Source organism: Ornithinimicrobium carbonis, from assembly GCF_977012275.1.
Map to the genome: position 1 here is coordinate 1000932 of NZ_OZ348993.1, position 24399 is coordinate 1025330.

Sequence of the window (24399 nt, forward strand, 5' to 3'; positions counted from 1 at the left end):
TCGCACCGTAGCCCGGCCTTACCACCGTTCCGGGACAGGGGTTCCCGATCGGTGGAAATCGTTATGCAGTTGTGACATGTGTGGCAGATGAGGTGTATGCGGTCGCGCAACCGGGTGGGCAGGTCCGGGAGGGCGGGTGTGTCGGGGCGCCGCCGCACGGCATACCACGGGACGGCGGCGCCCCCCGCACCCGGGTGGGTGCGGGGGGCGCCTGCTGGACGTCCTCAGTCCTGCGGGGTCGGGGACCTCACGGGTAGACGACGCCGTCGAGCTGGTCCTCGACGGCCTTGTCGACGGCGGCATAGCCACCGGCGATGGTGATCTGCTGGACCCGCAGGTCCACGATCGCACCGAGCACGGCCGAGGGGACGGTCTCCTTCTTCACCAGCAGCACGGGGCTGTTGTGCTGGGCCGCCACCGGCCCGGCCGCCAGGGCGTCCGGGAAGTTGAGCCCGGTCGCCACGAGGGCGTGGGCCACGGGGGCGTCGAAGAAGCGCTTGGCCACACCGGCCGAGACCTCGTAGCGGTTGGCCCCGCCGATGCGCTCGACCTGGTCGGCGTAGCCGTCCAACGTGGTGAGCACGTCGTCGGACACCGCCGCGGGTCCACCGACGAGCACGACCCGCTGCGGCTGCAGCCGGTCCAGCTCGGCGGCCACGACGGCAGGCACGCCGTCGGACTTGACCAGCATCAGCGGCGCGTCCTGGACGCCCGCGGCCGCCGAGGCGGACAGGGCGTCGGGGAAGTTCTCGCCGCTGGCGATGAACACCGTGCCCGCGGCGTCGTACTCGCCGGAGACCGCGGCCGAGGTGGCGTAGCGGTTGGGACCGGCGAGCCGCTCCACGGTGCCCGCGTAGCCGCGCAGCTCGGTCGCCACGAGGTCGGACACCGCCGCGTCACCACCGAGGACGACGATCCGCTGCGGCTTCAGCTGCTGCAGGGCCATCCGGGTGGAGGCGGGGATCGAGCCGGGCTTGACCAGCACGACCGGGGAGTCGTTCGCGGCGGCCAGGGCGCCACCGGACAGCGCGTCCGGGTGGGACAGGCCGTTGGCGACGTAGACCGTCTCCACGCCGGCGTCGAAGTTCTCGACGGCCAGCTCGGAGGCGACCATGTAGCGGTCGTTGCCCAGGGCGCGCGTCACCGACAGGGTGTCGGTGGTCGAGCCACCCTCCCAGGCCACGGTGAAGTACGGGCTGGTCCAGGTCTCGACGCCCGGGGTGCGGTCGTCGTTCCAGGCGCTGGCCTTGGTGACGCGGACCTCGAGGACGTAGTCCCCGGAGTCCACGCGCTGGCGTGCGCCGTCGGCGTCCACGTACCTGCCGTCCCAGGTCCACGCCGAGATGCCGTTGCGGCTGCCGGTGCGGGCCAGGTAGTCGACCTCGGTGACGACGCCGACCGACGTGCCCTTGGAGCCGTCGACGTTGGCGCGGTAGACCTCCCACTCCATGTGGCGGGCCTGGTGCTCGAAGTGCAGCGCCACGGTCGGCACGTCGTTCCCGGCCATCTCGTAGACGTTGCCCTCCTTCACCAGGTTGTAGGTGCCGTCCTCGTCGACGCAGTCGACCCCGAGGAACTTCCCGCACTGGCCGACCTCGAGGAGGGCGGGCAGCTCCTGGACGACGGTGATGTTGCCCTCCGCGTCCTTGGTGATCATGTCGGCCAGGACCTCGACGTCCTGCAGGTCGTAGGCCGACCCGCCGTAGGCGACCGAGTGATCGATGCCGTCCGGGTCCTCCAGGGCGATGTAGCCACCGAAGGTGATGCCGTCCTTGGGCGAGGTGATCGTCACCGACAGGGTGGCTGTCCCGCCGGCAGGCACGGTGACGGACGCCGGGACGTCGACGGTGGCGCCGCCGAGCCAGAATCCGAAGTCGTTGGCCGTACCGATGGTTGCGAGCGCCTCGGTGTGCGAGACCGCGAAGGACCGGGAGGTGTCACCCTCGTTGGTCAGCGTGATCTCGTGCGTCGTGCTGACGCCGGGGAGCTGCTGGCCGAGCTGGATCAGACCCGGGGAGGCGACGACCTCGGCCTGGATGGCCTCGTCGACCTGGATCATGCCCGAGCCCTGCTTGTGCACGGCCTCGGGTCCGTACCCGGCGGCCTGGTTCCATTCCAGGACGTCGGAGGTGTTCTGCAGACGCAGCAGCAGTTCCTCGTTGTCCAGACCCGGACGGGCCTCCAGCATGAGCGCGGCGGCCCCGGCGGCGTGCGGAGCGGCCATCGAGGTGCCCGACAGGGTGGCGTAGGGCTGGATCTCCAGCGGGTAGGTCGAGTAGATCGACCCGCCCGGCGCGGAGATGTCCGGCTTGAAGGTCAGGTCGGCGGTGGTGCCGTAGGAGCTGAAGGTGCTCATCAGCCCCCCGGTCGGGTTGGTCGCCTCGACCTGCTCGTCGGACCACGTGATGGACGTGGTGCCGTCACCGGCCGCCGCGTCGTCGTAGAGGGCGATGCCGTCGGCGCGGGTGATGGCCACGACCGGGATGGTCACGGCAGGGGTCCCCGCGACGGTGGGGCTGAAGGCACCCGCCACGTTGTTGTAGATGATGACACCCGAGGCGCCGGCGTCCATGGCGTTGACGGCCTTGATGTGGAAGGCGCAGGTGCCACGCTGGATGAGGGCGACGTTTCCCTCGACGGCCGCTGCCACGTCTGCCGGCAGCGCGGTGCACGCCTGGGCCTCGACGGAACCGGGCGCGCCCACGGGGACGACGACCTCGGTGCCCGACGTGGGGGCCGGCGGCGCGCCGGTGGCTTCGCCGTAGGGGACCGGCTCGCCCGCGGCGTCCAGGAACATGTTGGCGCGGTAGGCCACGTTGTCCACCGACCCGACACCGATGGTGTCGTGCCCGACACCAGGAGCACCGGCGGAGTGCAGGCCGCTGTCACCGCTGTTGCCGATGGAGGCGGTGACGATGACGCCCTCACGGGCCAGGGCGTCGGTCGCCTGGGCGGTGGGGTACTCCTGCCAGGCCGAGAAGGCGGAGCCGATGGAAAGGTTGACCACGTCCATGCCGTCGGAGAGCGTCTTCTCCATCGCGCGGAGCATGATGTCGGCGTCCGTGGAGCCCTCGCAGCCGAACACGCGGTAGGCACCGAAGGTCACCTCGGGAGCGACGCCGTCCACCTCACCGGCCGCACCGACGATGCCGGCGACGTGGGTGCCGTGCCCCTGGCAGTCGTCCGGGTTGGGGTCCGGGAGCGGCTGAGGGCTGTAGGCGTCCGAGCCGGGGTCGGCGTTGTAGGCGTCGCCGACGAAGTCGTAGCCGAACCGCACGCGGGGGGAGGGGAACGGCGTGGTGCCCGGCGAACCGTTGCCACCCAGGTCGGGGTGGTCGATGTCGATGCCGGTGTCGATGACACCCACCCGGATGCCCTTGCCCGTGTAGCCGAGCTCGCTCTGCGCGACGTCCGCGCCGGTCATCGACAGGGCGGTGAACATCTCGGGGTCGATCGTCGTGGCCTCGGGCTCCTCGGGGGCGTCCAGGACCGCGATCGGGAAGATCGCCTCCACGACCTGGGAGGAGGCCAGCTCCGTCAGCCTGTCCTCCGAGGCGTTGACGGACACGCCGTTCCAGAGGCTGTCGAACTCGGCGCGGACCTCGACGTCCACCCCGGCCTGCTCCGCGTCGGCGAGGAACTGGCTGCGCTCGGCCTGGATCGCCTGGAGGGACCCGCCCTCGCTGGTGGGTGCTGAGGCGAACTGGACGAAGAAGGCGTGCGGCGCCATCTCGACACCGCTGATCGTGTTGCCCTGGATCTTGCTCTCAGGCGCCGGGGAACCCGGTGCCAGGTACTCGGACGCTCCGGCGGACAGCGGCGCGAGGAGCGCCCCCGTCATCGTCAGCGCGGCGACACCTGCGAGAGCACGGCGAGGGCTGCTGCCCCGTGGTGCTTGATTCACGCGTCTATCTCCCTTGATGCACGGTGCACGCCGGTCGACGCACACAAGCCCCGAGCCTGCCAAAGGGTCACCGTTCCCAGGACGATCACAGGGTTACGACTGGGTAACAATCGGTGGCCGCAGGTCACGGCGCGGCAAAGTGACGCAGCGTCGCGCTGGCCACCACCCCCTCAGGGGTGAGGACGCAAGGGTCTGACAGGCGCAGGGTGCACAATCGACCTCGTGCTCGTCCGGGTCCTTCGCCGCCGTCTGCGGCCCTACCTCGGACTGGTCGTGGGGGTCCTGCTGCTGCAGCTGGTGGCCACCCTGGCCAGTCTGTGGCTGCCCGCGCTCAACGCCGACATCATCGACAACGGCGTGGCCCGGGGGGACACGGCATACATCTGGCGGGTCGGGGCCGTCATGCTCGCGGTGAGCGCGGTGCAGGTGGTGGCCCAGATCGGCGCCGTGTGGTGCGCGGCCCGGACGGCGATGGGGGTCGGGCGCGACCTGCGGGTGGCGGTCTTCGACACGGTGCTGGGGTTCTCCTCGCGGGAGCTGGGGCAGTTCGGCGCACCGACGCTCATCACCCGCAGCACCAACGACGTCCAGCAGGTGCAGATGCTGACGTTCATGTCGCTGGTCATGCTCGTGGCCGCGCCGATCACCGGCGTCGGCGGCGTCGTCATGGCGATCCGTCAGGACGTGGGGCTGTCCTGGCTCATCGGGGTGGCCGTGCTCGTGCTGCTGGCGGGCATGGCCCTGGTCATCAGCCGCATGGTGCCGCTCTTCCGCGCCCAGCAGAAGCAGCTGGACGCGGTGAACCGGGTCATGCGCGAGCAGATCGGCGGCATCCGCGTGGTGCGCGCGTTCACCCGCGAGGAGGACGAGAAGGCCCGGTTCCGGACGACCAACACCGAGCTGACCCGGATCGGGCTGCGCGTGGGCGACCTCATGGCGCTGATGTTCCCCTTCGTCATGCTCGTGATGAACCTCTCCAGCGTCGGCGTGGTGTGGTTCGGCGCGCAGCGGGTGGAGTCGGGGGCGATGCAGGTGGGGTCGCTGATCGCCTACATCAGCTACCTCATCCAGATCCTCATGTCGATCATGATGGCCACGATGGTGGCCACGATGATCCCGCGGGCGTCGGTCGCCGCCGAGCGGATCGACGAGGTGCTGGGCACCACGACCAGCGTGGTGCGCCCCGAGCACCCGGCGAGCCCCACGGCGCGGCACGGCACGGTCGAGGTGGACGCGGTCTCGTTCACCTACCCGGGGGCGGAGACCCCCGTGCTGCAGGACGTCTCCTTTACGGCCCGGCCGGGCACCACCACCGCCATCGTGGGCGGCACCGGTGCGGGCAAGACCACCCTGCTGCGGCTGATCCCCCGGCTGGCCGACGTCACCGGCGGCGGTGTCCGGGTGGATTCCACGGACGTGCGCGACATGGCGCCACAGGACCTCTGGTCGCGGGTCGGTCTCGTGCCCCAGCGGCCCTACCTGTTCTCCGGGACCGTCTCGACCAACCTGCGCTTCGGCAACCCCGACGCCACCGACGAGGAGATCTGGGAGGCGCTGCGGGTGGCCCAGGCGGCCGACTTCGTCTCCTCCTGGGCCGACACGCTCGACCACCCGGTCGCCCAGGGCGGCACCAACGTCTCCGGCGGGCAGCGGCAGCGGCTGTGCATCGCCCGGGCCCTGGTCGCCCGCCCCGACATCTACCTCTTCGACGACAGCTTCTCCGCGCTGGACCTGTCCACCGACGCGCGGCTGCGGGCGGCCCTGCGGCCGATGACGCGGCAGGCCACGGTGGTCGTCGTCGCCCAGCGCATCTCCACCGTGGTCGACGCCGACCAGATCGTGGTCCTGGACGCAGGCCGGGTCGTCGGGACCGGCACGCACGACGAGCTGCTGGCGACCTGCCCGACCTACCGGGAGATCGCCCGCTCCCAGGAGCTGGCGGGGGTGACGTCGTGAACGATGGCCGGCGCCCCGGGGACGGCGCCACCACCGACGACGGTGCGGACGAGCCGGTCGTCCGTCCCGAGGTCCGGCGCGGCCCGCGACCCGGCGGCCCGCACGGCATGGGGGCTCCGGTCGAGAAGCCGTCCGACTTCCGGGGGTCGGCGAAGCGGCTGGCCCATCGGCTGACGCCCTACCGGACCCTCATCGCCCTCTCGGTCGTGCTGACCGTCGTCGGCGTCGTCCTCGGCACCCTCGGCCCGCGGGTGCTCGGACGGGCGACCGACCTGGTCTTCGGCGGCTGGATCGGGTCGCAGCTGCCGGCCGGGGCGTCGGTGGAGGACGTGGCCGCCGGACTGCGGGCCGACGGGCAGGAGACCTACGCCGACCTGGTGGAGGGCACCCCCCACCTCGTGCCCGGGCAGGGGATCGACTTCGACGCGCTCGCGCTGGTGATCGCCCAGGTGATCGGCCTCTACCTCGCGGCCGCGCTGCTCACCTGGATCGCGGTGCGCCTGGTCAACCGGATCTCGATGTGGACGGTGCGCGACCTGCGGGCCGAGTCGGAGGACCAGCTGCACCGCCTGCCGCTGGCCTACTTCGACCGGCAGCCGCGCGGGGAGATCCTCTCCCGGGTCACCAACGACCTCGACAACCTCCAGCAGACCCTGCAGCAGACGTTCGGCCAGCTGCTCAGCGCAGCCGTCACGGTGGTGGCGATCCTGGGCATGATGCTGTGGATCTCCCCGGTGCTCACGCTCATCGCGATCGCCACGATCCCGGTCTCGGTCCTGGTGACGGTCCTCGTGGCGAAGCGCTCCCAGAAGCTGTTCAAGGCCCAGTGGAAGCACACCGGGACGCTCAACGGGCAGATCGAGGAGGCCTTCACCGGTCACGAGCTGGTGAGGGTCTTCGGCCGGCGCGAGCAGGTCACCGACCGGATGCGGGCCACCAACGAGGAGCTCTACGACGTCACCTGGCGGGCCCAGTTCATCAGCGGGATCATCATGCCCGCGATGTTCTTCGTGGGGAACCTCGGCTACGTGCTCGTCGCGGTGGTCGGGGGCCTGCGGGTCGCGACCGGAACCCTCTCGCTCGGCAGCGTGCAGGCCTTCATCCAGTACTCCCGCCAGTTCACCCAGCCGGTCACCCAGGTGGCCTCGATGGCCAACCTGCTGCAGTCCGGCGTCGCGTCGGCCGAGCGGGTCTTCGAGCTCCTCGACGCACCGACCGAGACCCCGGACCCCGTCGACGCCGCCCCGGTGAGCGCGCCGCGCGGGCGCATCGTCTTCGAGGACGTCGACTTCTCCTACGGCGAGGAGCCCCTCATCGAGGACCTCTCGCTCGTCGCGGAGCCGGGCCAGACGGTGGCGATCGTCGGACCGACGGGGGCGGGCAAGACGACGCTGGTCAACCTGGTCCTGCGGTTCTACGAGCTGGCCGGGGGCCGGATCACCCTCGACGGCCGGGACATCACGACGATGACGCGCAAGGACCTGCGCGCCAGGATCGGGATGGTGCTGCAGGACGCCTGGGTCTTCGAGGGGACGATCCGGGCCAACATCGCCTACGGCCGGCCCGGTGCGACGGACGAGGAGGTGCAGGCGGCGGCGGAGGCGGCCTACGTCGACCGGTTCGTCCAGCACCTGCCGGACGGCTACGACACGGTGCTCGACGACGAGGGGTCCTCGATCAGCGTCGGGGAGAAGCAGCTGATCACCATCGCCCGGGCCTTCGTCTCACAGCCCTCGCTGCTCATCCTCGACGAGGCCACCAGCTCGGTCGACACCCGTACCGAGCTGCTCGTCCAGGAGGCGATGGCCCGGTTGCGGACCGACCGGACCAGCTTCGTCATCGCCCACCGCCTCTCCACGATCCGCGACGCCGACCTGATCCTGGTCATGGAGCACGGACGGATCGTCGAGCAGGGCACGCACGGCGAGCTGCTCGCGGCGGACGGGGCCTACGCACGGCTGCACGCCGCCCAGTTCAGCGGCGCGGCGGTGGACGTCGACGAGCTGGACGCGGCGCGGGTTCCCGCGTCGTAGGTCAGCAGGCCCGACGGGCGAGCACCCCCGTACCCGCGTCGTAGGTCAGCAGGCCCGACGGGCGAGCACCCCGTAGAACTGACCGAGCCGGCGGAACGGCTCCCGGCGCGAGAGGGCGATCTCGAGCCGCTCCCACGCGGCGTAGAAGTCCGGGTCCGCCTTGGGCCCGTTGTCGAGCAGGAGGTCGCCCACGGTGCGCCCGCCGAACACGTCCACGACCTCCATCCCGGCGCCGGCCATCCAGCGCTCCAACCGGGGCAGGTCGATCTTGGCGACCTCCGTCCCGAACGTCAGCGTCGGCGCCCTCGTGGCCTCCAGCTCGGTCAGCGCCGCCTCCGGACCCTGCCGCAGGAAGGCGGTCAGCACCCGGTGGTCGGGGTTGGGCAGCACCACCGAGAGCAGTCCGTCCGGCCGCAGCACCTGCACGAGCCGGCGCAGGTCAGCGGCGGGGTCCGGACGGTACTGCAGGACGTAGTGGCACAGCACGGCGTCGACCGCCGGACGGCCGGCCAGGTCGTCCAACCCACCGACCTTGGTGCGCAGGCCGCGTTCGCGGGCCAGGCGGAGCATGCCCTCGGCCGGGTCCAGCACGGTCACCCGGTGCCCGAGCTGCTGGAGGGGGGCCGCGTCCAGCCCGTCCGCCCCGCCCACGTCGAGCACGTCCAGCCGGGGCGCACCCGCCCCCACGTCGCCGAGGTGGGCGGCCAGGACGTCGCGCACCACGGCATACCGGATGCGGTTCCAGGGTTCGGCGGTGTAGGCCCGCCAGTCCTCCAGGTGCTCGTCGAAGGAGCTCACGAGGTCATCGTGACAGGGGTGCGGGCACCGGGGCCTCCTCAGCCACGCAGCTACGAGCGCCAGGCCGCCGCCCGCAAGGTCAGTGGCAGGACGTGGATCTCCGCCGGTCGGTCCGTGCGCAGTCGATCGTGGCCCTGATCATGGCCCCGATCGACTGCACTGGCCCGGGTCCTGCTGTCCGGCGCACGTCCGGCGGCCCGTCGGGGTCCGGCGGCCCGTCACATCACCCGCCCCAGGCTCCTGCGCAGCGCCCATGTCCCCAGCGCCAGGACCACGGCCGCCATCCCGGCCAGGACGCCGATCTGCGGCAGCACGTCCACCAGGCCGCCGCCGCGCCGCTGCACCTCCGCGATCGCCTCGTAGCCCCAGGCGTGCGGGGTCAGGTAGGCGAACCGGCGCATGGTGTCCGGGAAGAACTCCAGGGGCACCATCGACCCGCCCACGGCGGCGAGGATCAGGCCCGCCCCGACCGCGACCCCGCTGGCGACGCCCTCGCTGTCCATCAGCACGCCGATGAGCATCGCGACCCCGGCGGCCACCAGGCCGAACACCGCGACGACGACCGACACCACGACGATGTTGCCCCAGTCCACCCCGAAGAGCAGCGAGCTGGCCGCCATGATGTAGATGCCCTGGAACGCCGCGACGACGAAGCGGCCCAGCGCCTGCCCGGCCACCACCTGCCGGGCGTTCACCGGCGCGGCCATCACCCGTCGCAGCGCCCCGCTCCGGCGGGCCTGGATGGTCGCGCTGGCGGCCGTGAGGGTGTTGAGGAAGACGAAGAGGAGCAGCTGCCCGCCGGCGCCGATGTCGAAGCGGCCCATCGAGGCGAACTCCTGCATCACCGGGTCGGCGGAGCGGACGTCCACCGTCACGGGGTCCCGCTGCGCCTCCGCCCGCTCCAGCGCAGCCACGACCTCGGCGGTGGAGGACGCGTCGGCGGAGGAGGCGTCGGCGGAGCTCCCGTCGGAGGCCGCCCCGTCCACCGCCTCCGTCAGCAGCTGTCGACGGCCCAGCTCGACGAACGCCGCGTCGACCGCGCCCCTGACCAGCTGGTCCAACCCCGGAGGCGCCGCCTCACCCGGAGCGACCATCTCGAGCTCCGCGGGCGCGGCCGAGCGTACGACCACGCCGACGTCGAGGGCCCCCTCGGTCACCGCGTCGCCCAGCTCCTCCTCGTCGGGGTATGCCGTCGCCTCCAGCCCGGCGGCGTCCAGCTGGTCGACGATGACGGCGGCGAGGGTGGCCACCTCCGACCCCTCGGCCCCGTCCACGACCCCCACCGAGCTGGCCGCCTGCGAGGTGGCCTGCAGGCCCAGGACGACGACGAGGATCATCGGCAGCACGAAGACGAAGAACAGGTTGAACCGGTCGGCCAGGAACCTCTTCAGCTCGTGGACGGCGATCGCGACGACGGCGTTCACAGCGGGTCCTTCCGGCCCGGGACGACCCGGGCGAGCAGCAGCAGCACGACGGTGAAGCCGAGCAGGGTCAGGAGCACGGGTCCCAGGTCGGCGACGCCGCCACCTCCGGCGGTCACGCTCAGCCCCCGGCCGAGCGCGGCGACCGGGTTGAGCGCCAGCACCTGGCCGAGCAGCCCCTCGTCCGGGACGCGGAAGAAGGTTCCGCCCACCACGCCGAGCGAGATGGCCACGACCGAGAGCATGAGGCTGGCCTGCTCGGCGGTGCCGGCCAGCTTGAGGATGAGCGCCATGACCGACGTCGCCGCGGTCACCACGGCCACGACCACGACCATCACCGCCGGCCAGGAGCCGAAGGACACACCCTCCAGGAACAGCGACCCCGCCACGAGGAGCACGGTCGTCGAGGCGGTACCGAGCAGGACCGCCACGACCGCCTTGGCCAGCGGCACGAGCCACGGCCGGATCGGGGTCGAGCGCACCCGCGCCAGCGTCCCCCACTCCCGTTCGGTGAGCATCGTCAGCACGGCGAAGCCGACGGTGAAGAAGAGGAACATGCCGGCCTGCCCCGCCACGATCCCGGCCGACAGCGACAGCTGCCCCCCGGCGACCCCCCGCACGGTCCAGGCGGCGCCCCCGGCGGCCCCGTCGGCCGTGGTCCCCTCCGGGTCCGTCGCCGAGCCGGCGGGCGCCGTTCCGCCTCCGGACAGCGCGGCCACGAGCGTCTCCAGCTGCTGCCCGTAGAGCCCCAGCTCCGCCCCGGCGGCGATCGTCGTGGCGTCGCGCTCCATCGCCTCGACGGTGCTGCTGACCACCCCCACGACCACCTGGCCGGCCAGGCCGGCGTCCTCGCCCACCTCGACGTCGACGGAGGCGCCGGTCCCGTCGTCGAGCGCGGCGGCATACCCCTCCGGCACGGTGATCCCGACCTGGGCCTCGCCGGACGTGACGGCGGCGGTGACCTCGTCGGCGGGGACCTCGAGCACGGTGACGTCGATGCCCGCCTCGGACAGGCTGGCGAGCGTCCGGGGGACGGCGGTGGCCGCCTCGTCCCCGTCGGGCACCGACACCGCCGCGGTCACCGGGTCCAGCTGCGGGTCGTCCACCCCGGCGAACGCCAGGCTGAAGACCGCCGACAGTGCCAGCGGGATGACGACGGCGAAGAGGATGACCGACCGGTCGCGCAGGTGCTGGCGCAGGTCGTGGGCCACGAGGACGAGGAGGGCGCGCACGTCAGTCCCTCAGCGCCCGGCCGGTGAGGTGCAGGAAGACCGACTCCAGGTCGGGGCGGGTGATCTGGACGTCGTGCAAGCTCATGCCCGCACCGCTCGCCGCGGTGACGATCCCGGCGATCGCGGTCGGCGCCCCCCGGACGGTCAGGCGCAGCCCGTGGGGGTCGTGGACCACCCGCTGCACGGCGGGTATGCGGTCCACCGCGGCCTCGGCGGCGGCCAGGTCGCCCCCGCCCGCGAGGACGACGACGTCGGCGTCGCCCACCAGCTCGACGAGCTCGTCCCGGGTGCCCTGGGCCTGCACGCGCCCGCCGTCCATGATGGCGATCCGGTCGCAGAGGCGCTCGGCCTCCTCCATGTAGTGCGTCGTGTAGAGCACCGCCATCCCGGCGTCGGTCAGCGTGGCGACCGACTCCAGGATCGCGTTGCGGGACTGGGGGTCCACGCCGACGGTCGGCTCGTCGAGGATGAGCAGGGTCGGTTCGTGCAGCAGGCCGATGCCGATGTTGAGCCGGCGCTTCATGCCGCCGGAGAAGGTCTTGCTCGGCTTGGTGGACCGGTCCTCCAGGCCGACCAGCTCGAGCACCTCCTCGACGCGGGTCTTCAGGCGGGCGCCGCGCAGCCCCTGGAGCCGGCCGAAGAAGCGCAGGTTGTCGCGGGCGGACAGCTCGGGGTAGATCGCCAGCTCCTGGGGGACGAGGCCCAGGTGGCCCTTGGCGCGGATCGGGTCGTCGGCCATGTCCGTCCCGGCGACGTGGACGCTGCCGGCGTCGGGGCGCAGCAGCCCGGCGATCATGAGGATGGTCGTCGTCTTGCCGGCGCCGTTGGGGCCGAGCAGCCCGAACGTCTCACCCGGCGCCACCTGCAGGGAGACGCCGTCGACGGCCCGCAGGTCGCCGTAGGCCCGGACGAGGCCGTCCACCTGCAGGACAAGAGAGGTGGCCGGAGGCTGCGCCGTGCCGCCCACGACCGGGGCGGGTGCAGGACCCGCGGCGGTCGGGCGACGGTCCGCCGCGGTCGGGCGACGGTCCGCGGCGGTCGGGCGACGTTCCGCGGCGGTCCCGGACGAGGAGGTGGTCATGACGATCACGCTATGCCCCGGGGGCGCCCGTCCGGCAGTGACAGACGTCCCGTCCTGGGTGTGCGACCCGTCACGGTGCGAAGGACCAACCGATGTACCGCGCCGTCGTGTCACGCCGGTCGCCAGGACGACCGGCGTGACACGACAGCGGTGCACGGTGGTCCGTGGCGTGGGGGCGGGCAGCCGCGGGTGGCTGCCCGGCCGCGACTAGGCTGCCCGGGCGGCGCCGGGCGTGCACCCGACCGCACGGGTGGCTGCCCGGGCGGCGCGGGGCGTGCACCGGGCCGCGACTAGGCTGACGGCGTGGACCGCTACCCCTTCCTGATCGTGCCGCGCCGGTGAAGGCCGCGGCGATGGAGCTCGCCGAGCAGTTCGACCGGGCCGCCGACCGCTACGACCTGCTGACCAGGCTGAACCCGGGCTACCACCGCGCGCTGCGCGACGCGGCGACCGGGCTGGTCGCCCGGCTGCGGGGGACGGTCCGTGCCGCCGCCGGAGCCCGGGGGGCCGAGGACGAGGGTGGCCCGGCGGCGACGCCCGTCGACGGGCCGGCCGCTCCTGCGCTCACCCTCTGGGACCTGGGCTGCGGCTCGGGCCTGTCCACCGAGGCGCTCCTGCAGGCCACCGGCCCGGGCGTGCGGATCGTCGGGCTGGACGCCTCGGAGGGCATGCTCGCCCAGGCCCGCGGCAAAGACTGGCCGCCGGGCGTCTCCTTCGTGCACGCCGTGGCCCAGGACCTGCCCGAGGTGGCCGACCGGGAGCTGGCCGGGCCCGCGGACGGGGCGTTCGCGGCATACCTGATGCGCAACGTGCCCGAGCACCAGCGCGACGCCGTGGTCCGTGCGATCGGCGACCAGGTGCGTCCGGGCGGATGGGTGGCGCTGCAGGACTACCACGTCAAGGGCGACCGGGTCGCGAGCGCCGTGTGGACGCTCGTGTGCTGGGGCGTGGTCATGCCGCTGGCGGTCGCGGTGAGGGGCAACCCGACGATCTACCGCTACCTGTGGCGCAGCGTCCTGGACAACGACAGCACCGCCGAGCTGACCGGCCGGCTCACGCGCGCCGGGTTCACCGACGTGTCCTGGTCCACCGCCGGCGGCTGGCAGCGCGGCATCCTGCACACCGTCCTCGCGCGCCGGCCCGGCTAGGCCGTCCGGACAGACCCGCGCCGCGGTCACGCCGCGACCGCGCCGCGAGCACCCTCCCGGCCCACCCCGTCCACGCCTCCCCGGCCCACCCCGACCACCCGCAGCACCTGGAGCCGCCATGAACGACCGAACCCCTCCCGGCCGCGACCCGCACGCCGTCCTGCACCCGGGCCCCGACGGCGCCCCCCGCCTGACGGACGAGCGGCACGTGGTCGTCGTCGGCGGCGGCATCGCCGGGATCGCGGCGGCCGTCGTGCTCGCCGAGCGCGGCGCGCGCGTCACCCTCGTCGAGGCCTGCGAGCAGCTGGGCGGGCGGGTGCGCGCCTGGCCGACGCAGGACGGGCGGACGATGAGCCGCGGCTTCCACGCCTTCTTCCGGCAGTACTACACGCTCCGCGCCCTCCTGCGCCGCGTCGACCCCGAGCTGGACCACCTCGTGCCGGTGCCGGACTACCCGCTGCGCCGCGGCGACGGGCTGACCGACAGCTTCGCGAAGCTGCCCGCGACCCCGCCGGCCAACCTGGTCACCTTCGTCCTGCGCAGCCCCACGTTCCCGGTGTCCGCGCTGCCGTCGGTGCACATCCCGAGCGCGCTGGAGCTGGTCAACGTCTCCTACCCGGAGAGCCACGAGCGCTACGACGGCGAGTCCGCGCAGGACTTCCTCGACCGGCTGCGCTTCCCCGACGGCGCGCGGCACCTGGCCCTGGAGGTCTTCGCCCGCTCCTTCTTCGCCCACCCGAGCGAGTTCGGCGCCGGGGAGCTGGTCGGGATGTTCCACACCTACTTCACCGGCTCCTCCGAGGGCCTGCTCTTCGACGTGCCGGACGACGACTACGACACCGCCCTGTGGGCGCCGCTGGGGCGCTACCTGTCCGGGCTCGGGGTGCAGATCCGCACCGGCGAGCGGGTCGAGCAGGTCGCACCGCCCTCGGGGTATGCCGCGCAGCCGGCCGGTCCGGACGGCACCGCCGACGGCGGTGACGACGGCGGGGACGACGGCGGGGCCTGGACGGTGCGCACCGACGCCGGCGAGCTGACCGCCGACGCCGTCGTCCTGGCCACCGACCCCCGGGCGACCCGGGCCCTGGTGGCCGACCTGCCGGTGTCGCAGGACCGCACCCTGGGCCGGGCCCAGCGCTCGTGGCACGAGCGGCTGGCGGCCGGGCGCAACGCCCCACCGTTCGTCGTCCTTCGGCTGTGGTGCGACGGGCTCGTCGCGCCGTCGCGGGAGGCGTTCCTGGGTACGAGCGGCTACGACCTGCTCGACAACGTCACCGTCCTGGAGCGCTTCGAGCAGGGCGCGGCCGACTGGTCCGCCGAGCACGGCGGGTCGGTCGTGGAGCTGCACGGGTATGCCGTGGACCCGCACCGCGACCCCGACGTCGCCGGCGGGGGCCGGGGCGGGCTGGACGAGGAGCGCGTCCGGGCCCGGCTGCTCGCCTCCCTGCACCAGGTCTACCCCGAGACGGCCGAGCTGGAGAGCGTCCACGAGGAGCTCGTCGTCGAGGACGACTGCGGCCTGGTGGGGACCGGCCCCTGGCGGCAGCGGCCCACGGTCGACACGCCGTACCCCGGTCTGGCCCTGGCCGGGGACGGCCTGCGGGTGGACTGGCCGATCGCCCTCATGGAGCGGGCGGCGGTGACCGGCGTGCTGGCCGCCAACCACCTGCTGCAGGGCTGGGGCGTGCGCGGCGAGGACGTGTGGACCGTGCCGCTGGAGGGGATCCTGCGACGGCGGCCGCACCTGCCCGCTGCGGTACGTGACGGGGCGGCCACCGTGCCCGGCCTGCTCCGCGACGGCGCCACCCGGGTGCCGGCGGCGCTGCGCCGGGGCGCGGCCCGGGTGCCCGGGCTCCGGGGCCGATGAGCCCCGCCCGCCGCAGGGCCGTCAAGCCCGGCGAGGCGAGCACGCCGCGGGTCGAGCGGGAGGGCCACGTCTGGCGGATCCGCTCGCTGGAGGCTGCCCGGCAGGTGCTACGGGCGCGCGGGGCGACGACCCAGGCCGGGTTCACCGCCGAGGCGATCCCGCAGGGCTACCTCGACCACCACCCGATCCTCGTCTCCGACGGGCCCCAGCACGACGACCAGCGGCGCAAGGTCGCCCGGTTCTTCGCCCCCAAGGTCGTCGGCGACCGCTACACCGACCTCATGGAGGAGTGCGCCGAACGTCTGCTCGACGGCGCCGAGGCGGACGGTGGCTGCGTCCTCGACGAGCTCGCGCTGCTCTACACGGTCGAGGTGACCGCCGAGGTCGTCGGGCTCACGGAGTCGTCCGTGCCGCGGATGGCCCGGCGCCTGGAGTCGTTCTTCAACCAGCCGCCGTTCGACATCACCCGCGACGACCTGGGCCGCACGCCCCGGCAGTGGGCCCGTGCGGCGGTCAACGGCCTCGTCCCGGTCGCCCGCTTCTACCTCGCCGACGTCCGCCCGGCCCTGCGCGAGCGCCGACGGCAGCGCCGGCCCGACGTCATCAGCCACCTGCTCGACGAGGGCTACTCGACCACCGGCGTCCTCGTGGAGTGCGTCACCTACGGCACGGCCGGGATGGTCACCACCCGCGAGTTCATCGTCATGGCCGCCTGGCACCTGCTGCGGCACGACGCGCTGCGCGAGCGCTACCTCGTCGCCGGCCAGGAGGAGCGGTTCGCGATCCTGCACGAGATCATCCGGCTCGAGCCGGTCGTGGGCCACATCTACCGCCGGGTGCACCAGCCGGTGGAGATCACCGACGGCGGGGAGTCGTGGACGATCGGCGAGGGCGACCTGGTCGACGTCTGCGTCCGCCCGGCCAACGCCGACCCGGACGTCGTCGGCGCGGACCCGCTCGACCTGTGCCCGGGGCGGCCGCTGCCGTCGGGGGTCAACGACTACGTCCTCTCCTTCGGCGACGGGGCGCACAAGTGCCCCGGCCAGCCGCTGGCGATCCTCGAGTCGGACGTGCTCCTGCGGCGGCTGCTGGCCCGGGCGCCCCGGATCGTGGACGAGCCCGAGCTGGGCTGGGACCACCTCATCGAGGGCTACTGGCTGCGGGGTATGCGGCTCGCGCTCGGCAGCGGGGTCGGTGGCTCCGGGGAGGGGGGCCGCCTCCCCGGCAGCGGTGGCGGCCTCCTCGGCAGGGCCCGGCGGCTCCGGTCCGGCCTGCCCCTCAGACGTCGCGCCAGGCGATCGCCCGGGCGGTGGCTCGCAGCCCGTCGACGCCGTCGGGCGTGAGCGGGGCGTCGGTCAGCACGTCCTCGGCCACGGCCAGCTCCTCGGCGATCCGGTCCTCCAGCTCCTGCCGGATCCCCGCCTCCACCAGGGCCTCCTGCATGAGCGGGACGTCCTCGGGGCGGGCCGCCGGGGTGCCCACCCGCTCCATGGCGGCGGCCGCACCGCCGGTGAGGCGCTCGGCGCCGAGCACCCAGATCAGCGTGGTCTTGCCCTCCCGCAGGTCGTCCCCGGAGGGCTTGCCCGTGACCTGGTGGTCGCCCCAGACGCCGAGCACGTCGTCGCGCCAGGCGAACGCGCGGCCCAGGTGCCAGCCGAAGGTCGCCAGCGCGGCCCGCTGCCCGGGGTCCGCCCCGGCGGCCAGCGCCCCCAGCTGCAACGGACGCTCGATCGTGTAGGAGCCGGACTTCAGCGCGGCCACCGACTCGGCGTGCGCCAGGTCGGTGCGCCGGGCCGCGGCCCCGGTGAGGTCGGCCCGCTGGCCGACGATGAGCTCGAGGTTGAGCTCGTACCAGTAGTCGCGCATCTCGCTCGGCAGCGGGTGCACCATCCGGTCGGCCTCGCAGTGGGCCAGGTCGCCGAGCAGCACGGCGATGTTCTCCCCGAACCGGTCGGCCTCGCCGTGGCCGCCGCCGCGCCGGAAGGCCTCGCTGGCGACCACGTGGGCCGAGGCGCGGCCGCGGCGCTCGGCCGACTGGTCCATGACGTCGTCGTGCACCAGCGCGAACAGGTGCAGGGTCTCCAGCGCGGCGGCCGCGCGCACCACGTGGTCGTGGCACCGGCTGCCGAGGGCCCCGCCGGAGGCCACGAAGCCCCAGTGGCACATCTGCGGACGGATCCGCTTGCCCCCGCCGGCGAGCAGGGCGTGCAGCCAGGTGGGCAGGTCGCCGACCTGGCTCCCGATGAGGTCCGGCGGGCCCGCGGGGGCCAGCCTGCTCCATACCTGCTCCACCCAGGTGCTCTCCTCGCGCAGGAGCTCGTCGACCCGGTCGAGGGTGGCCGAGGCGCCCGGGCCGAGCGACCGGGCCGCGACCGGACGGACGGGCAGGCGCGGCCGCTCGCCGTCGAGCTGGGGCACCTGCAGCGCGGCCCACGGGCTGTAGACCTGCGGCGTGGCGCGCACGGCGGCGACCAGGTCGGGCCAGGCCACCCAGGCGTGCTCGCAGACCTCGGCCGGGTCGGGCGCCAGCTCGCCGGCGACGCGGCCGACGAGGACCGGGCACAGCTCGTGCTCGACGATCCCGCTGGCGTCGACGGCGCGGTAGCGGAAGTCCGGCAGCACCAGCTGCAGGTCCTCGACCTGCAGGCCGAGCTCCTCGCCGAGGCGTCGCCGGACGGCGTCGGCCAGCGCCTCGCCCGGGCGGGGATGCCCGCAGCAGGCGTTGGTCCACCCCCCCGGCCAGGTGAGCTTGTCGAGGGCGCGGCGGGTGATCAGCACGCGGCCCTCGTCGTCGAAGAGGTAGAGCGAGAAGGCACGGTGCAGCGGCGTGTCGGTCCCGTGCACCTCCGTGCGGGAGGCGGTGCCGGTCTCCGTGCCGTCCTCGTCGACCAGCACGACCTGGTCGTGGTCGCGGTCAGTCGTCGTCATGCTCACCCGAGAAGCATCCTCGTCGTCGCCGTGTCCGGGCGGGCGCCCGGAATCCGACTGTATCCGCTCGTCCAACCTTCCCCGGGGCGACCTCCCGGCGGGTGTGTCCGCGAGCCCGCGGTCAGCCCCCGGCGCGGAGGAGTCGCAGCACCAGCTCGGCACCGTCCCGGCCCGGGTCGCGGGTGGCGAGCGAGGCGGCGACGCGGCGGGCTCCCGCCCGGTATGCCGCACCCTCCACCCGCGCGAGGGCGCGGGCGACGGAGGAGGGCCGGGGACGGGCGGCGCCCAGGTGCACGCCGGCGCCGGCCCACTCCACGCGCCGGCCGATGTCGGCCTTCTCCTCGGTGCTGCCGACCTGCAGGACCGGGACGCCGTGGGCCAGGGCGAGCAGGACCCCGGTCCAGCCGCCGTTGGTGACGAAGACGCCGGCGGAGGGCAGCACCTCGGAGTACGGCACGAACTGCTCGACGGCCACCGGGGCCGGGGCGCGGGAGGGCGCCGCGTGGGCGCGGGAGGGCGCCGCGTGGGCGCGGGAGGGCGCCGCGTGGGCGCGGGAGGGCACCGCGTGGGGACCGCGGGAGGACGCCGCGTGGGCGCGGGAGGGCACCGCGTGGGGAGCGCGGGAGGGCCGCCGTCCCTCGCCCGGGTCGGCGGCGACCACCCCCGGCCCGCCGAGCAGGACCGGGTCGCCCGCGCCGGTGGTCAGCAGGCCGGCCCTGCCGGTGGCCTGCAGCGCCCGGAGGGTCGGGGCCAGCACCTCCGCGGGATCGCCGCGAAGGGTCCCCTGGGTGGCCAGCACCAGGTCGCCGGCGTGGTCGGTCACGACCGCGTCCCACCAGGAGGGACGGACCCAGCCCGCGGGCTGCGGCGGGCGCAGCGCCCCGACGAAGTGGACGTGGTCGGGCAGCTCGGCGCGGGGGTACTCCAGCTCCGGGGCCCCGCAGTGCAGGTGCAGGAGCGGGGACAGGCACGCCTCGAGCACCGGGACGTCGCGGGGCGCCAGCCCGAGGGAGGTGCGGAGCGCGGCATACCTCTGCTGGGCCCGGCCCATGACGAGGCGACGGCTGGCGGCCTGCACGACCGTGTTGCGCCAGACCCAGGGGCGGGGCGTGCGGTAGGGCAGGCCGGCGCCGAACGGCGGGGTGAGCTCGTCGGGGAAGTGGAGGGGGCCGTCGCCGAAGCTGACCCACGGCAGGCCGAGGCGCTCGGCGGCCAGCGCCCCGGCGTACCCGAGGGAGTCGGTGAGGACGACGTCGGGACGCAGGTCCTCGACGAGGCGTTCGACGGCCCGCACGCGGAGGGCCGCGTCGGCGACCAGCCAGGCGTAGCGGGCCGAGACGTCACGGACCCGGCCGCCCGGAGGGACGAACGGGGGGACCGGCCCGGTGTCGTGGACGAGGTCGTGGGAGGTGACGGCGCGGGAGGCGACCCAGGGGGTGGCGACCCCGTGGTGCACCTCGGCCCCGCGGGCGGCCAGGCCCTCGACGAAGGGCACGGCGTTGAGCGTGTGCGCGTAGATCGGGCTGCTCAGCGCCAGCACTCTCGTCCCGCTCACCCCTCCATTGTCGGGGGTCGGGCCTCCCGGGTGGTGCTGCGGTCACCCCGCGGGTGCACCCGCCGCCATCTCGCGGACGATCTGCGCCGTCGCGCCGAGGCCGTCCTCGGACGCCATGAGCTGGGCGGCGGCGCGGGCCCGACGGCCGTAGGCAGGGTCGGCGAGCGCCTGCTCCAGCCGGTCGGCCACGGTCCGGGCGGTCGCGAGCACCGGCCGTAGAGGCGCCGGCCCGACGCCCGCCCGGTGGACCTGCCGGGCGAAGTGGGCCTGGTCCCCCAGGTGCGGGACCACGACCTGCGGCAGCCCGGCGGCCGTGGCGGCGTGGGTCGTCCCGGCGCCGCCGTGGTGGGCGACCGCCACGACGCGGGGCAGCAGCGCGCGGTGGTCGACCTCGCCGACGACAAACACGGTGCCCCTTGCTCCCGTGCGCGCCCCGGGTATCTGCATGACCACGGGACGACCGGTCCGCCGCGCCACCTCCGCGAGCCGGTCGACGAGCTGGTCGGGGCGGTCCGCGGGCATGCTGCCCAGCGCCAGCAGGACGGACCCCGGATGCCGTTCGAGGTGGTCGGCGAGCTCCGGCGGCAGGGGGTCCACCGGCGCGGGGTCGGCCCACCACCCCACCTGGTGGACCCCCGGCGAGGGCGAGGCGTCCAGGGCCGCACTGGTCGCCAGCAGGGGGAGGTATGCCGTGGGGGCGGCGGTCGGGGGGGCACCCGGAGTGGGCCGGGTGGCACCCGGACCGAGCCGCGGGGTGGCACGCCCGGCGGACCACGGGGTGGCTCCCGGCAGCCGGCGGGCGACCTCGCGGGCCAGGGCGGCGGACAGCCCGGTCGTCATCCACCACAGCAGCCGCTGACGCGGGACCTCGACGGCCCGGGGCAGCAGCTCGGTGAACGGGTGGGACCAGGCCGAGGTCCCGGTCGGGTGGGGCGTCAGGGGGGCCATGAGCGCCAGCCGCGCGGGGACGCCGCGGGCCTGCAGCAGGGGGACGAGCCGGGCCGTGGGCAGGCCGGAGACGACGACGGCGTCCCCGAGGAGGAGCGGGGCGAGCCCCTCGGCCAGCGCCTTCGCGTGCCGGGTCAGGGCGCGGCGCATCTGCAGGTACATGAGACCGGGGTTGAGGTGGGCGACCCGTCGGACAGTCGGCGAGGGCGACCACATGGTCCGCTCGGCCACCGGTCCGACGACGGCGGGGGTCACCCCGGCCCGGGCCATGCGGTCGGCGCCGTCCTCGAGCACGGCCGCCGTGACGGCATACCCCTGGGTGCGGAGCACCTCCCCCAGCCGGGCGAACGGCTCCACGTCGCCCCGGGTCCCGAGCGCGAGGAGCAGAACGCGATCGGCTCCTCTAGGGCTTTCTAGTTCTATGACGAGAGTCCGTGATATCTCGTCAGAGGCCGGACTCGGTGCCCAGGACGTCCTGGTCGGCCGGGATGGCGTCGGGGTCGTCGCCGCCCACGCTCGGACCCTGGGCCGCCGGGTCGTCCGCCCCGCCGAGGACCCCACCGGGCTCGGGCGCCCCGTAGGCCGTGCCCAGCTCGGGCTCCTCCTGGGCGATCCGCTGGTCGATGGTCTCCTCGGCCGGGTCGTCCGGGAACTCGGAGTGGATCGGCTGGCTGGTCGGCGGGCTCCACGGCACGTCGTCGGTGGACTCGGGCTGGTCGAGGTCGACCTGGGCCCGCTCCTGCTGCTCCTCGGTCCGGTCGACGGTGCCGAAACCGTCCTCGTCGCGGTCGCGCTCGTGCTCGGGGGTGTGTTCGCTCATAGGGCCACCGTGCCCCCCGACGGCCCCCGGAGCAAACCGGACGGGGGTCAGCCCGTCCCGAGCAGCTCGAGAGGGCCGGACTCCGCCTCGGCGAGCACCTCGGCCAGCCGGTCGGCCGCCAGGACGAGGTCCGGGGGGAGCACCCTGCCGGGCAGGTCGGCACCGGCGAGCTGGGCCGCGCGGCCGCCGAGGGCCAGGACCGCGTCGCCGGCGAGGAGGTCGAGCGCCACCCGGCTGGCGCGCAGCCGGGCCGGGTCGTCGCCGGAGACGACGACCACCTCCGGACGGTGGACCCGCACCGACCGTCGCAGGTCGTGCAGGGGCGTGCTCGCACCGAAGAAGCGGACCCGCCAGCCACGCTCACGGAGCAGCAGCCCGTAGGCCAGCAGGGGCAGGTCGTGCAGCTCGCGCGGAGGGCAGGCCAGCCAGGCCTGCGGCCCGTCGCCGCCGTCCCAGCCGGCCGACATCCGGTCCAGGGCCGAGCGCACCAGCTGGGTGGCCAGGTGCTCCTGGGCCACCGAGACCTCGCCACGCTCCCAGCCCAGACCGATCTCGCGCATCACCGGCACGACCAGGTCCCCGACCAGCGCGTCCAGCCCCCGCCGTCCGCGCTCGCGGTCCAGGACGGTCGTGGCGGCGGCGTCGTCGAGGTCGACGAGGGCGTCGAAGAGCTCGCGACGTGCGTCGGGGGAGGGCATCCGGGCATCGTCGCACGCCAGGGCGGGGTTCTCGCGCCGGGACGCCAGCGGCATACCCTCTTGACAGGGGGTGTGACCAGGGTCACCCTGACGAGATCACGTCGCGTCAGGGGAGTTCGATGGTCACCACCACGACCGGCTGCGAGGTCGGTCTGCCCGTCGTGTCGCGGCTGCGGAGGTATCCCCAGCCGGCGGCCCGGTTCGCCCTGCGGGCGCTCGGGCTCGCCAGCCTCGGGGCCCGGCACGGCGTCCGGCTGCACCGGGTGCTCTACCCGACGACGGGGGTCGACGGACGGCCGACGCTGGCCTCCGGGCTCGTGGCGACGCCGGAGGGGGTGCGGCCGCACGCCGTGGTGTCCTACCAGCACGCCACCCAGACCCACCGGCTGCACGTGCCGTCGGCGCCGCACCGGCTCGAGGGCGTCATGGCCTCGCTGGCCTTCGCCGGCGCCGGGTACGTGTTCGTGGCGCCCGACTACCTCGGGATGGGCAGCTCGCCCGGACCCCACCCCTACCTGCACGCCCCGACCGAGGGGCGGGCCGTCGCGGACCTGCTCGACGTGCTGCCGCAGGTGCTGACCGAGGTCGGGACCAGGGTGCCCGAGCGGCTGGCCCTGCTGGGCTTCTCCCAGGGCGGCCACGCCTCGCTGGCCGCGCTCGCCGAGCTGGGTCGGCGGGAGGCGCCGTTCGAGGTGGTGGCGGTGGCCTCGGTGGCGGGCGCGCACCGGCTGGCGGAGACCGTCGGGCCGGCGGTGCTGTCCGGACGCTCGCAGCACCACACGACGTACCTGGCGGCGCTGGCCATGTCCTACGCGCGGGTGTACGGGCAGCCGCTGGACGACGTGGTGCGCGAGCGCTGGGCCCGACGCCTGCCGATCCTGCTCGACGGCACCCGCAGCTCGCTGGAGGTGGAGATGGCGCTGCCGCGCGACCCCACCCACCTGCTCACCCGGGAGACGGTCGAGGACTTGTGCGGCGGCGGCCAGGGGTGGTTCGCCCGGCGGCTGGCGGAGAACAGCGTGGGGGACGTGGGGACGTCGGCACCGGTGCGGTTCTACGTCGGCGGCCGCGACGTCGACGCCCCCGCCGAGGACGCCCACCGGGCGGCCGGGCGGCTGCGCGCCCACGGGGCCCGGGCCCAGGTCGTCCACGTCGGGGCGGTCGACCACAAGGGCACCGCCCTGGTCGCGGTCGGCCTCACGCGAGAGTGGTTCGACGAGGTGCTGGGGGGCGGTGCGGCTGTCGCCGGCGGGTCGGTGGCCGGAGCCGGCGGGTCGGTGGCCGGGGCCGCCGGGCCGGTGAACGGGGCCGGCGGGTCGGTGGCCGTCGCCGGCGGGTCGGCGAACGGGGCCGCCGGGCCGGTGGCTGTCGCCGGCGGGTCGTCGGCCGACGGTGCGGTGGACGGGGTCGGCGGCTCCGGGGCCAGGGAGAAGACCAGGGCGGCGCGGACCTCGCGGCTGCGGTCGGTGCGGTCGGTGCACCTTCCGGCCCACCTGCCGGCGGTGCACCTGCCCGCCCACCTGCCGTTCAACCGGTTCCGGGCCCGCAGCGCCTGACCGGCGGTTCTGCCGCAGTCGATCATGGCCCTGATCGGGGCCACGATCGACTGCGCACGAGGCCCGCCCGGCAGCCGTCAGTAGCTGAACGTCGTCGCCCCGTCCCCGATCCACTCCCACAGCTGGACCGTCCCGCCCTTGACCGCGTTCGGAACGAACGTCTCGGGGTCGAGCTTCTTGGCGTCGACGCAGACGCCGCACACGATCATCCGACCCCCGGCCGCGGCATACCGCCCCATGAGCGTGGTCAGCGGCGGGCAGCCGTCGCAGGCCACCGCGACCGCCACGCCCTCCACGGCCAGCCGGGCGGCCTCCTTGGTGAGGAACATCATCGTCGGACGGCCGGCCTCGGCGGCACCGACGGCGACGAGGAACGCGACCGTGACCCGCTCGGTGTCCTCCAGACCGGTGGTGAGACTGATCGCTGCCTTCATGACGGGTCCTTTCGCCCTGG

Annotated in this window: 17 protein-coding genes; 6 read left to right on the forward strand and 11 right to left on the reverse strand. The window is 74.4% G+C overall.

Features of this window, described 5'->3' with window-relative positions:
• Nucleotides 1-247: 247 nt before the first annotated feature.
• Nucleotides 248-3904: a S8 family serine peptidase gene (locus ACWHYA_RS04585; protein WP_425942876.1), complete on the reverse strand. Its 3657-nt coding sequence runs from the start codon at nt 3902-3904 to the stop codon at nt 248-250.
• A 222-nt stretch (nt 3905-4126) separates the two neighbouring features.
• On the opposite strand from ACWHYA_RS04585, the gene ACWHYA_RS04590 reads away from it, so the two are divergent.
• The gene (locus tag ACWHYA_RS04590; protein WP_425942875.1) at nt 4127-5860 is read left to right on the forward strand and encodes an ABC transporter ATP-binding protein; all 1734 of its coding nucleotides are present in this window, start codon (nt 4127-4129) and stop codon (nt 5858-5860) included.
• A gap of 107 nt (nt 5861-5967) precedes the next feature.
• On the forward strand, nt 5968-7893 hold the full coding sequence (locus tag ACWHYA_RS04595) for an ABC transporter ATP-binding protein (protein WP_425943110.1): 1926 nt from the start codon (nt 5968-5970) through the stop codon (nt 7891-7893).
• A gap of 45 nt (nt 7894-7938) precedes the next feature.
• On the opposite strand, the gene ACWHYA_RS04600 is transcribed toward ACWHYA_RS04595, so the two are convergent.
• The 4 genes from ACWHYA_RS04600 to ACWHYA_RS04615 all read right to left on the reverse strand — a co-directional run bounded on the left by ACWHYA_RS04600 (nt 7939) and on the right by ACWHYA_RS04615 (nt 12425).
• Complete coding sequence (locus tag ACWHYA_RS04600; protein ID WP_425942874.1) at nt 7939-8691, reverse strand: class I SAM-dependent methyltransferase; 753 nt, start codon at nt 8689-8691, stop codon at nt 7939-7941.
• Nucleotides 8692-8909: 218 nt separating this feature from the next.
• Nucleotides 8910-10115 (reverse strand): ABC transporter permease, encoded by a 1206-nt coding sequence (locus ACWHYA_RS04605; RefSeq protein ID WP_425942873.1) that lies wholly within the window; start codon nt 10113-10115, stop codon nt 8910-8912.
• Entirely contained in the window at nt 10112-11344 is a 1233-nt protein-coding gene (locus tag ACWHYA_RS04610; protein WP_425942872.1) for an ABC transporter permease, read from the reverse strand. Before ACWHYA_RS04610 ends, ACWHYA_RS04605 begins: the two co-directional genes overlap by 4 nt.
• A gap of 1 nt (nt 11345) precedes the next feature.
• Nucleotides 11346-12425, reverse strand: a complete 1080-nt coding sequence (locus ACWHYA_RS04615; RefSeq protein ID WP_425942871.1) for an ABC transporter ATP-binding protein — start codon at nt 12423-12425, stop codon at nt 11346-11348.
• A gap of 338 nt (nt 12426-12763) precedes the next feature.
• Here ACWHYA_RS04615 and ACWHYA_RS04620 point away from each other — a divergent pair, with 338 nt between their 5' ends.
• From ACWHYA_RS04620 to ACWHYA_RS04630, 3 genes are all read left to right on the forward strand, one after another.
• Nucleotides 12764-13573 (forward strand): methyltransferase domain-containing protein, encoded by an 810-nt coding sequence (locus ACWHYA_RS04620; protein WP_448095545.1) that lies wholly within the window; start codon nt 12764-12766, stop codon nt 13571-13573.
• A gap of 118 nt (nt 13574-13691) precedes the next feature.
• A complete protein-coding gene (locus ACWHYA_RS04625; RefSeq protein ID WP_425942869.1) occupies nt 13692-15440 on the forward strand; it encodes an FAD-dependent oxidoreductase in 1749 nt (582 codons plus the stop codon).
• Entirely contained in the window at nt 15437-16783 is a 1347-nt protein-coding gene (locus tag ACWHYA_RS04630; protein WP_425942868.1) for a cytochrome P450, read from the forward strand. The genes ACWHYA_RS04625 and ACWHYA_RS04630 overlap by 4 nt, the downstream gene beginning before the upstream one ends.
• Here ACWHYA_RS04630 and idi read toward each other — a convergent pair.
• The 5 genes from idi to ACWHYA_RS04655 form a co-directional block, all read right to left on the reverse strand.
• Complete coding sequence (gene idi, locus ACWHYA_RS04635) at nt 16719-18368, reverse strand: isopentenyl-diphosphate Delta-isomerase (protein ID WP_425942867.1); 1650 nt, start codon at nt 18366-18368, stop codon at nt 16719-16721. The two genes, ACWHYA_RS04630 and idi, sit on opposite strands and share 65 nt — an antisense overlap.
• 121 nt (nt 18369-18489) lie before the next feature.
• A complete protein-coding gene (locus ACWHYA_RS04640; RefSeq protein WP_425942866.1) occupies nt 18490-19923 on the reverse strand; it encodes a glycosyltransferase in 1434 nt (477 codons plus the stop codon).
• A gap of 42 nt (nt 19924-19965) precedes the next feature.
• Nucleotides 19966-21228 (reverse strand): glycosyltransferase, encoded by a 1263-nt coding sequence (locus tag ACWHYA_RS04645; protein WP_425942865.1) that lies wholly within the window; start codon nt 21226-21228, stop codon nt 19966-19968.
• 88 nt (nt 21229-21316) lie between these two features.
• The gene (locus ACWHYA_RS04650) at nt 21317-21691 is read right to left on the reverse strand and encodes a hypothetical protein (RefSeq protein ID WP_425942864.1); all 375 of its coding nucleotides are present in this window, start codon (nt 21689-21691) and stop codon (nt 21317-21319) included.
• Between the two features lie 47 nt (nt 21692-21738).
• The gene (locus tag ACWHYA_RS04655; protein ID WP_425942863.1) at nt 21739-22389 is read right to left on the reverse strand and encodes a cobalamin B12-binding domain-containing protein; all 651 of its coding nucleotides are present in this window, start codon (nt 22387-22389) and stop codon (nt 21739-21741) included.
• 119 nt (nt 22390-22508) lie between these two features.
• Between ACWHYA_RS04655 and ACWHYA_RS04660 the strand changes: the two genes are divergently transcribed.
• The gene (locus ACWHYA_RS04660; RefSeq protein ID WP_425942862.1) at nt 22509-23945 is read left to right on the forward strand and encodes a hypothetical protein; all 1437 of its coding nucleotides are present in this window, start codon (nt 22509-22511) and stop codon (nt 23943-23945) included.
• A 77-nt stretch (nt 23946-24022) separates the two neighbouring features.
• Here ACWHYA_RS04660 and ACWHYA_RS04665 read toward each other — a convergent pair whose 3' ends face one another.
• On the reverse strand, nt 24023-24379 hold the full coding sequence (locus ACWHYA_RS04665; RefSeq protein WP_425942861.1) for a DsrE family protein: 357 nt from the start codon (nt 24377-24379) through the stop codon (nt 24023-24025).
• Nucleotides 24380-24399 lie beyond the last annotated feature (20 nt).

Bases quoted from the DNA above. Each gene is read 5' to 3' on its own strand.
- ACWHYA_RS04595 (WP_425943110.1), top strand. From the start codon at position 5,968: ATGGGGGCTCCGGTCGAGAAGCCGTCCGACTTCCGGGGGTCGGCGAAG.
- ACWHYA_RS04625 (WP_425942869.1), top strand. From the start codon at position 13,692: ATGAACGACCGAACCCCTCCCGGCCGCGACCCGCACGCCGTCCTGCAC.
- ACWHYA_RS04615 (WP_425942871.1), bottom strand. From the start codon at position 12,425: ATGACCACCTCCTCGTCCGGGACCGCCGCGGAACGTCGCCCGACCGCC.
- ACWHYA_RS04650 (WP_425942864.1), bottom strand. From the start codon at position 21,691: ATGAGCGAACACACCCCCGAGCACGAGCGCGACCGCGACGAGGACGGT.
- ACWHYA_RS04630 (WP_425942868.1), top strand. From the start codon at position 15,437: ATGAGCCCCGCCCGCCGCAGGGCCGTCAAGCCCGGCGAGGCGAGCACG.
- ACWHYA_RS04660 (WP_425942862.1), top strand. From the start codon at position 22,509: ATGGTCACCACCACGACCGGCTGCGAGGTCGGTCTGCCCGTCGTGTCG.
- ACWHYA_RS04665 (WP_425942861.1), bottom strand. From the start codon at position 24,379: ATGAAGGCAGCGATCAGTCTCACCACCGGTCTGGAGGACACCGAGCGG.
- idi (WP_425942867.1), bottom strand. From the start codon at position 18,368: ATGACGACGACTGACCGCGACCACGACCAGGTCGTGCTGGTCGACGAG.
- ACWHYA_RS04655 (WP_425942863.1), bottom strand. From the start codon at position 22,389: ATGCCCTCCCCCGACGCACGTCGCGAGCTCTTCGACGCCCTCGTCGAC.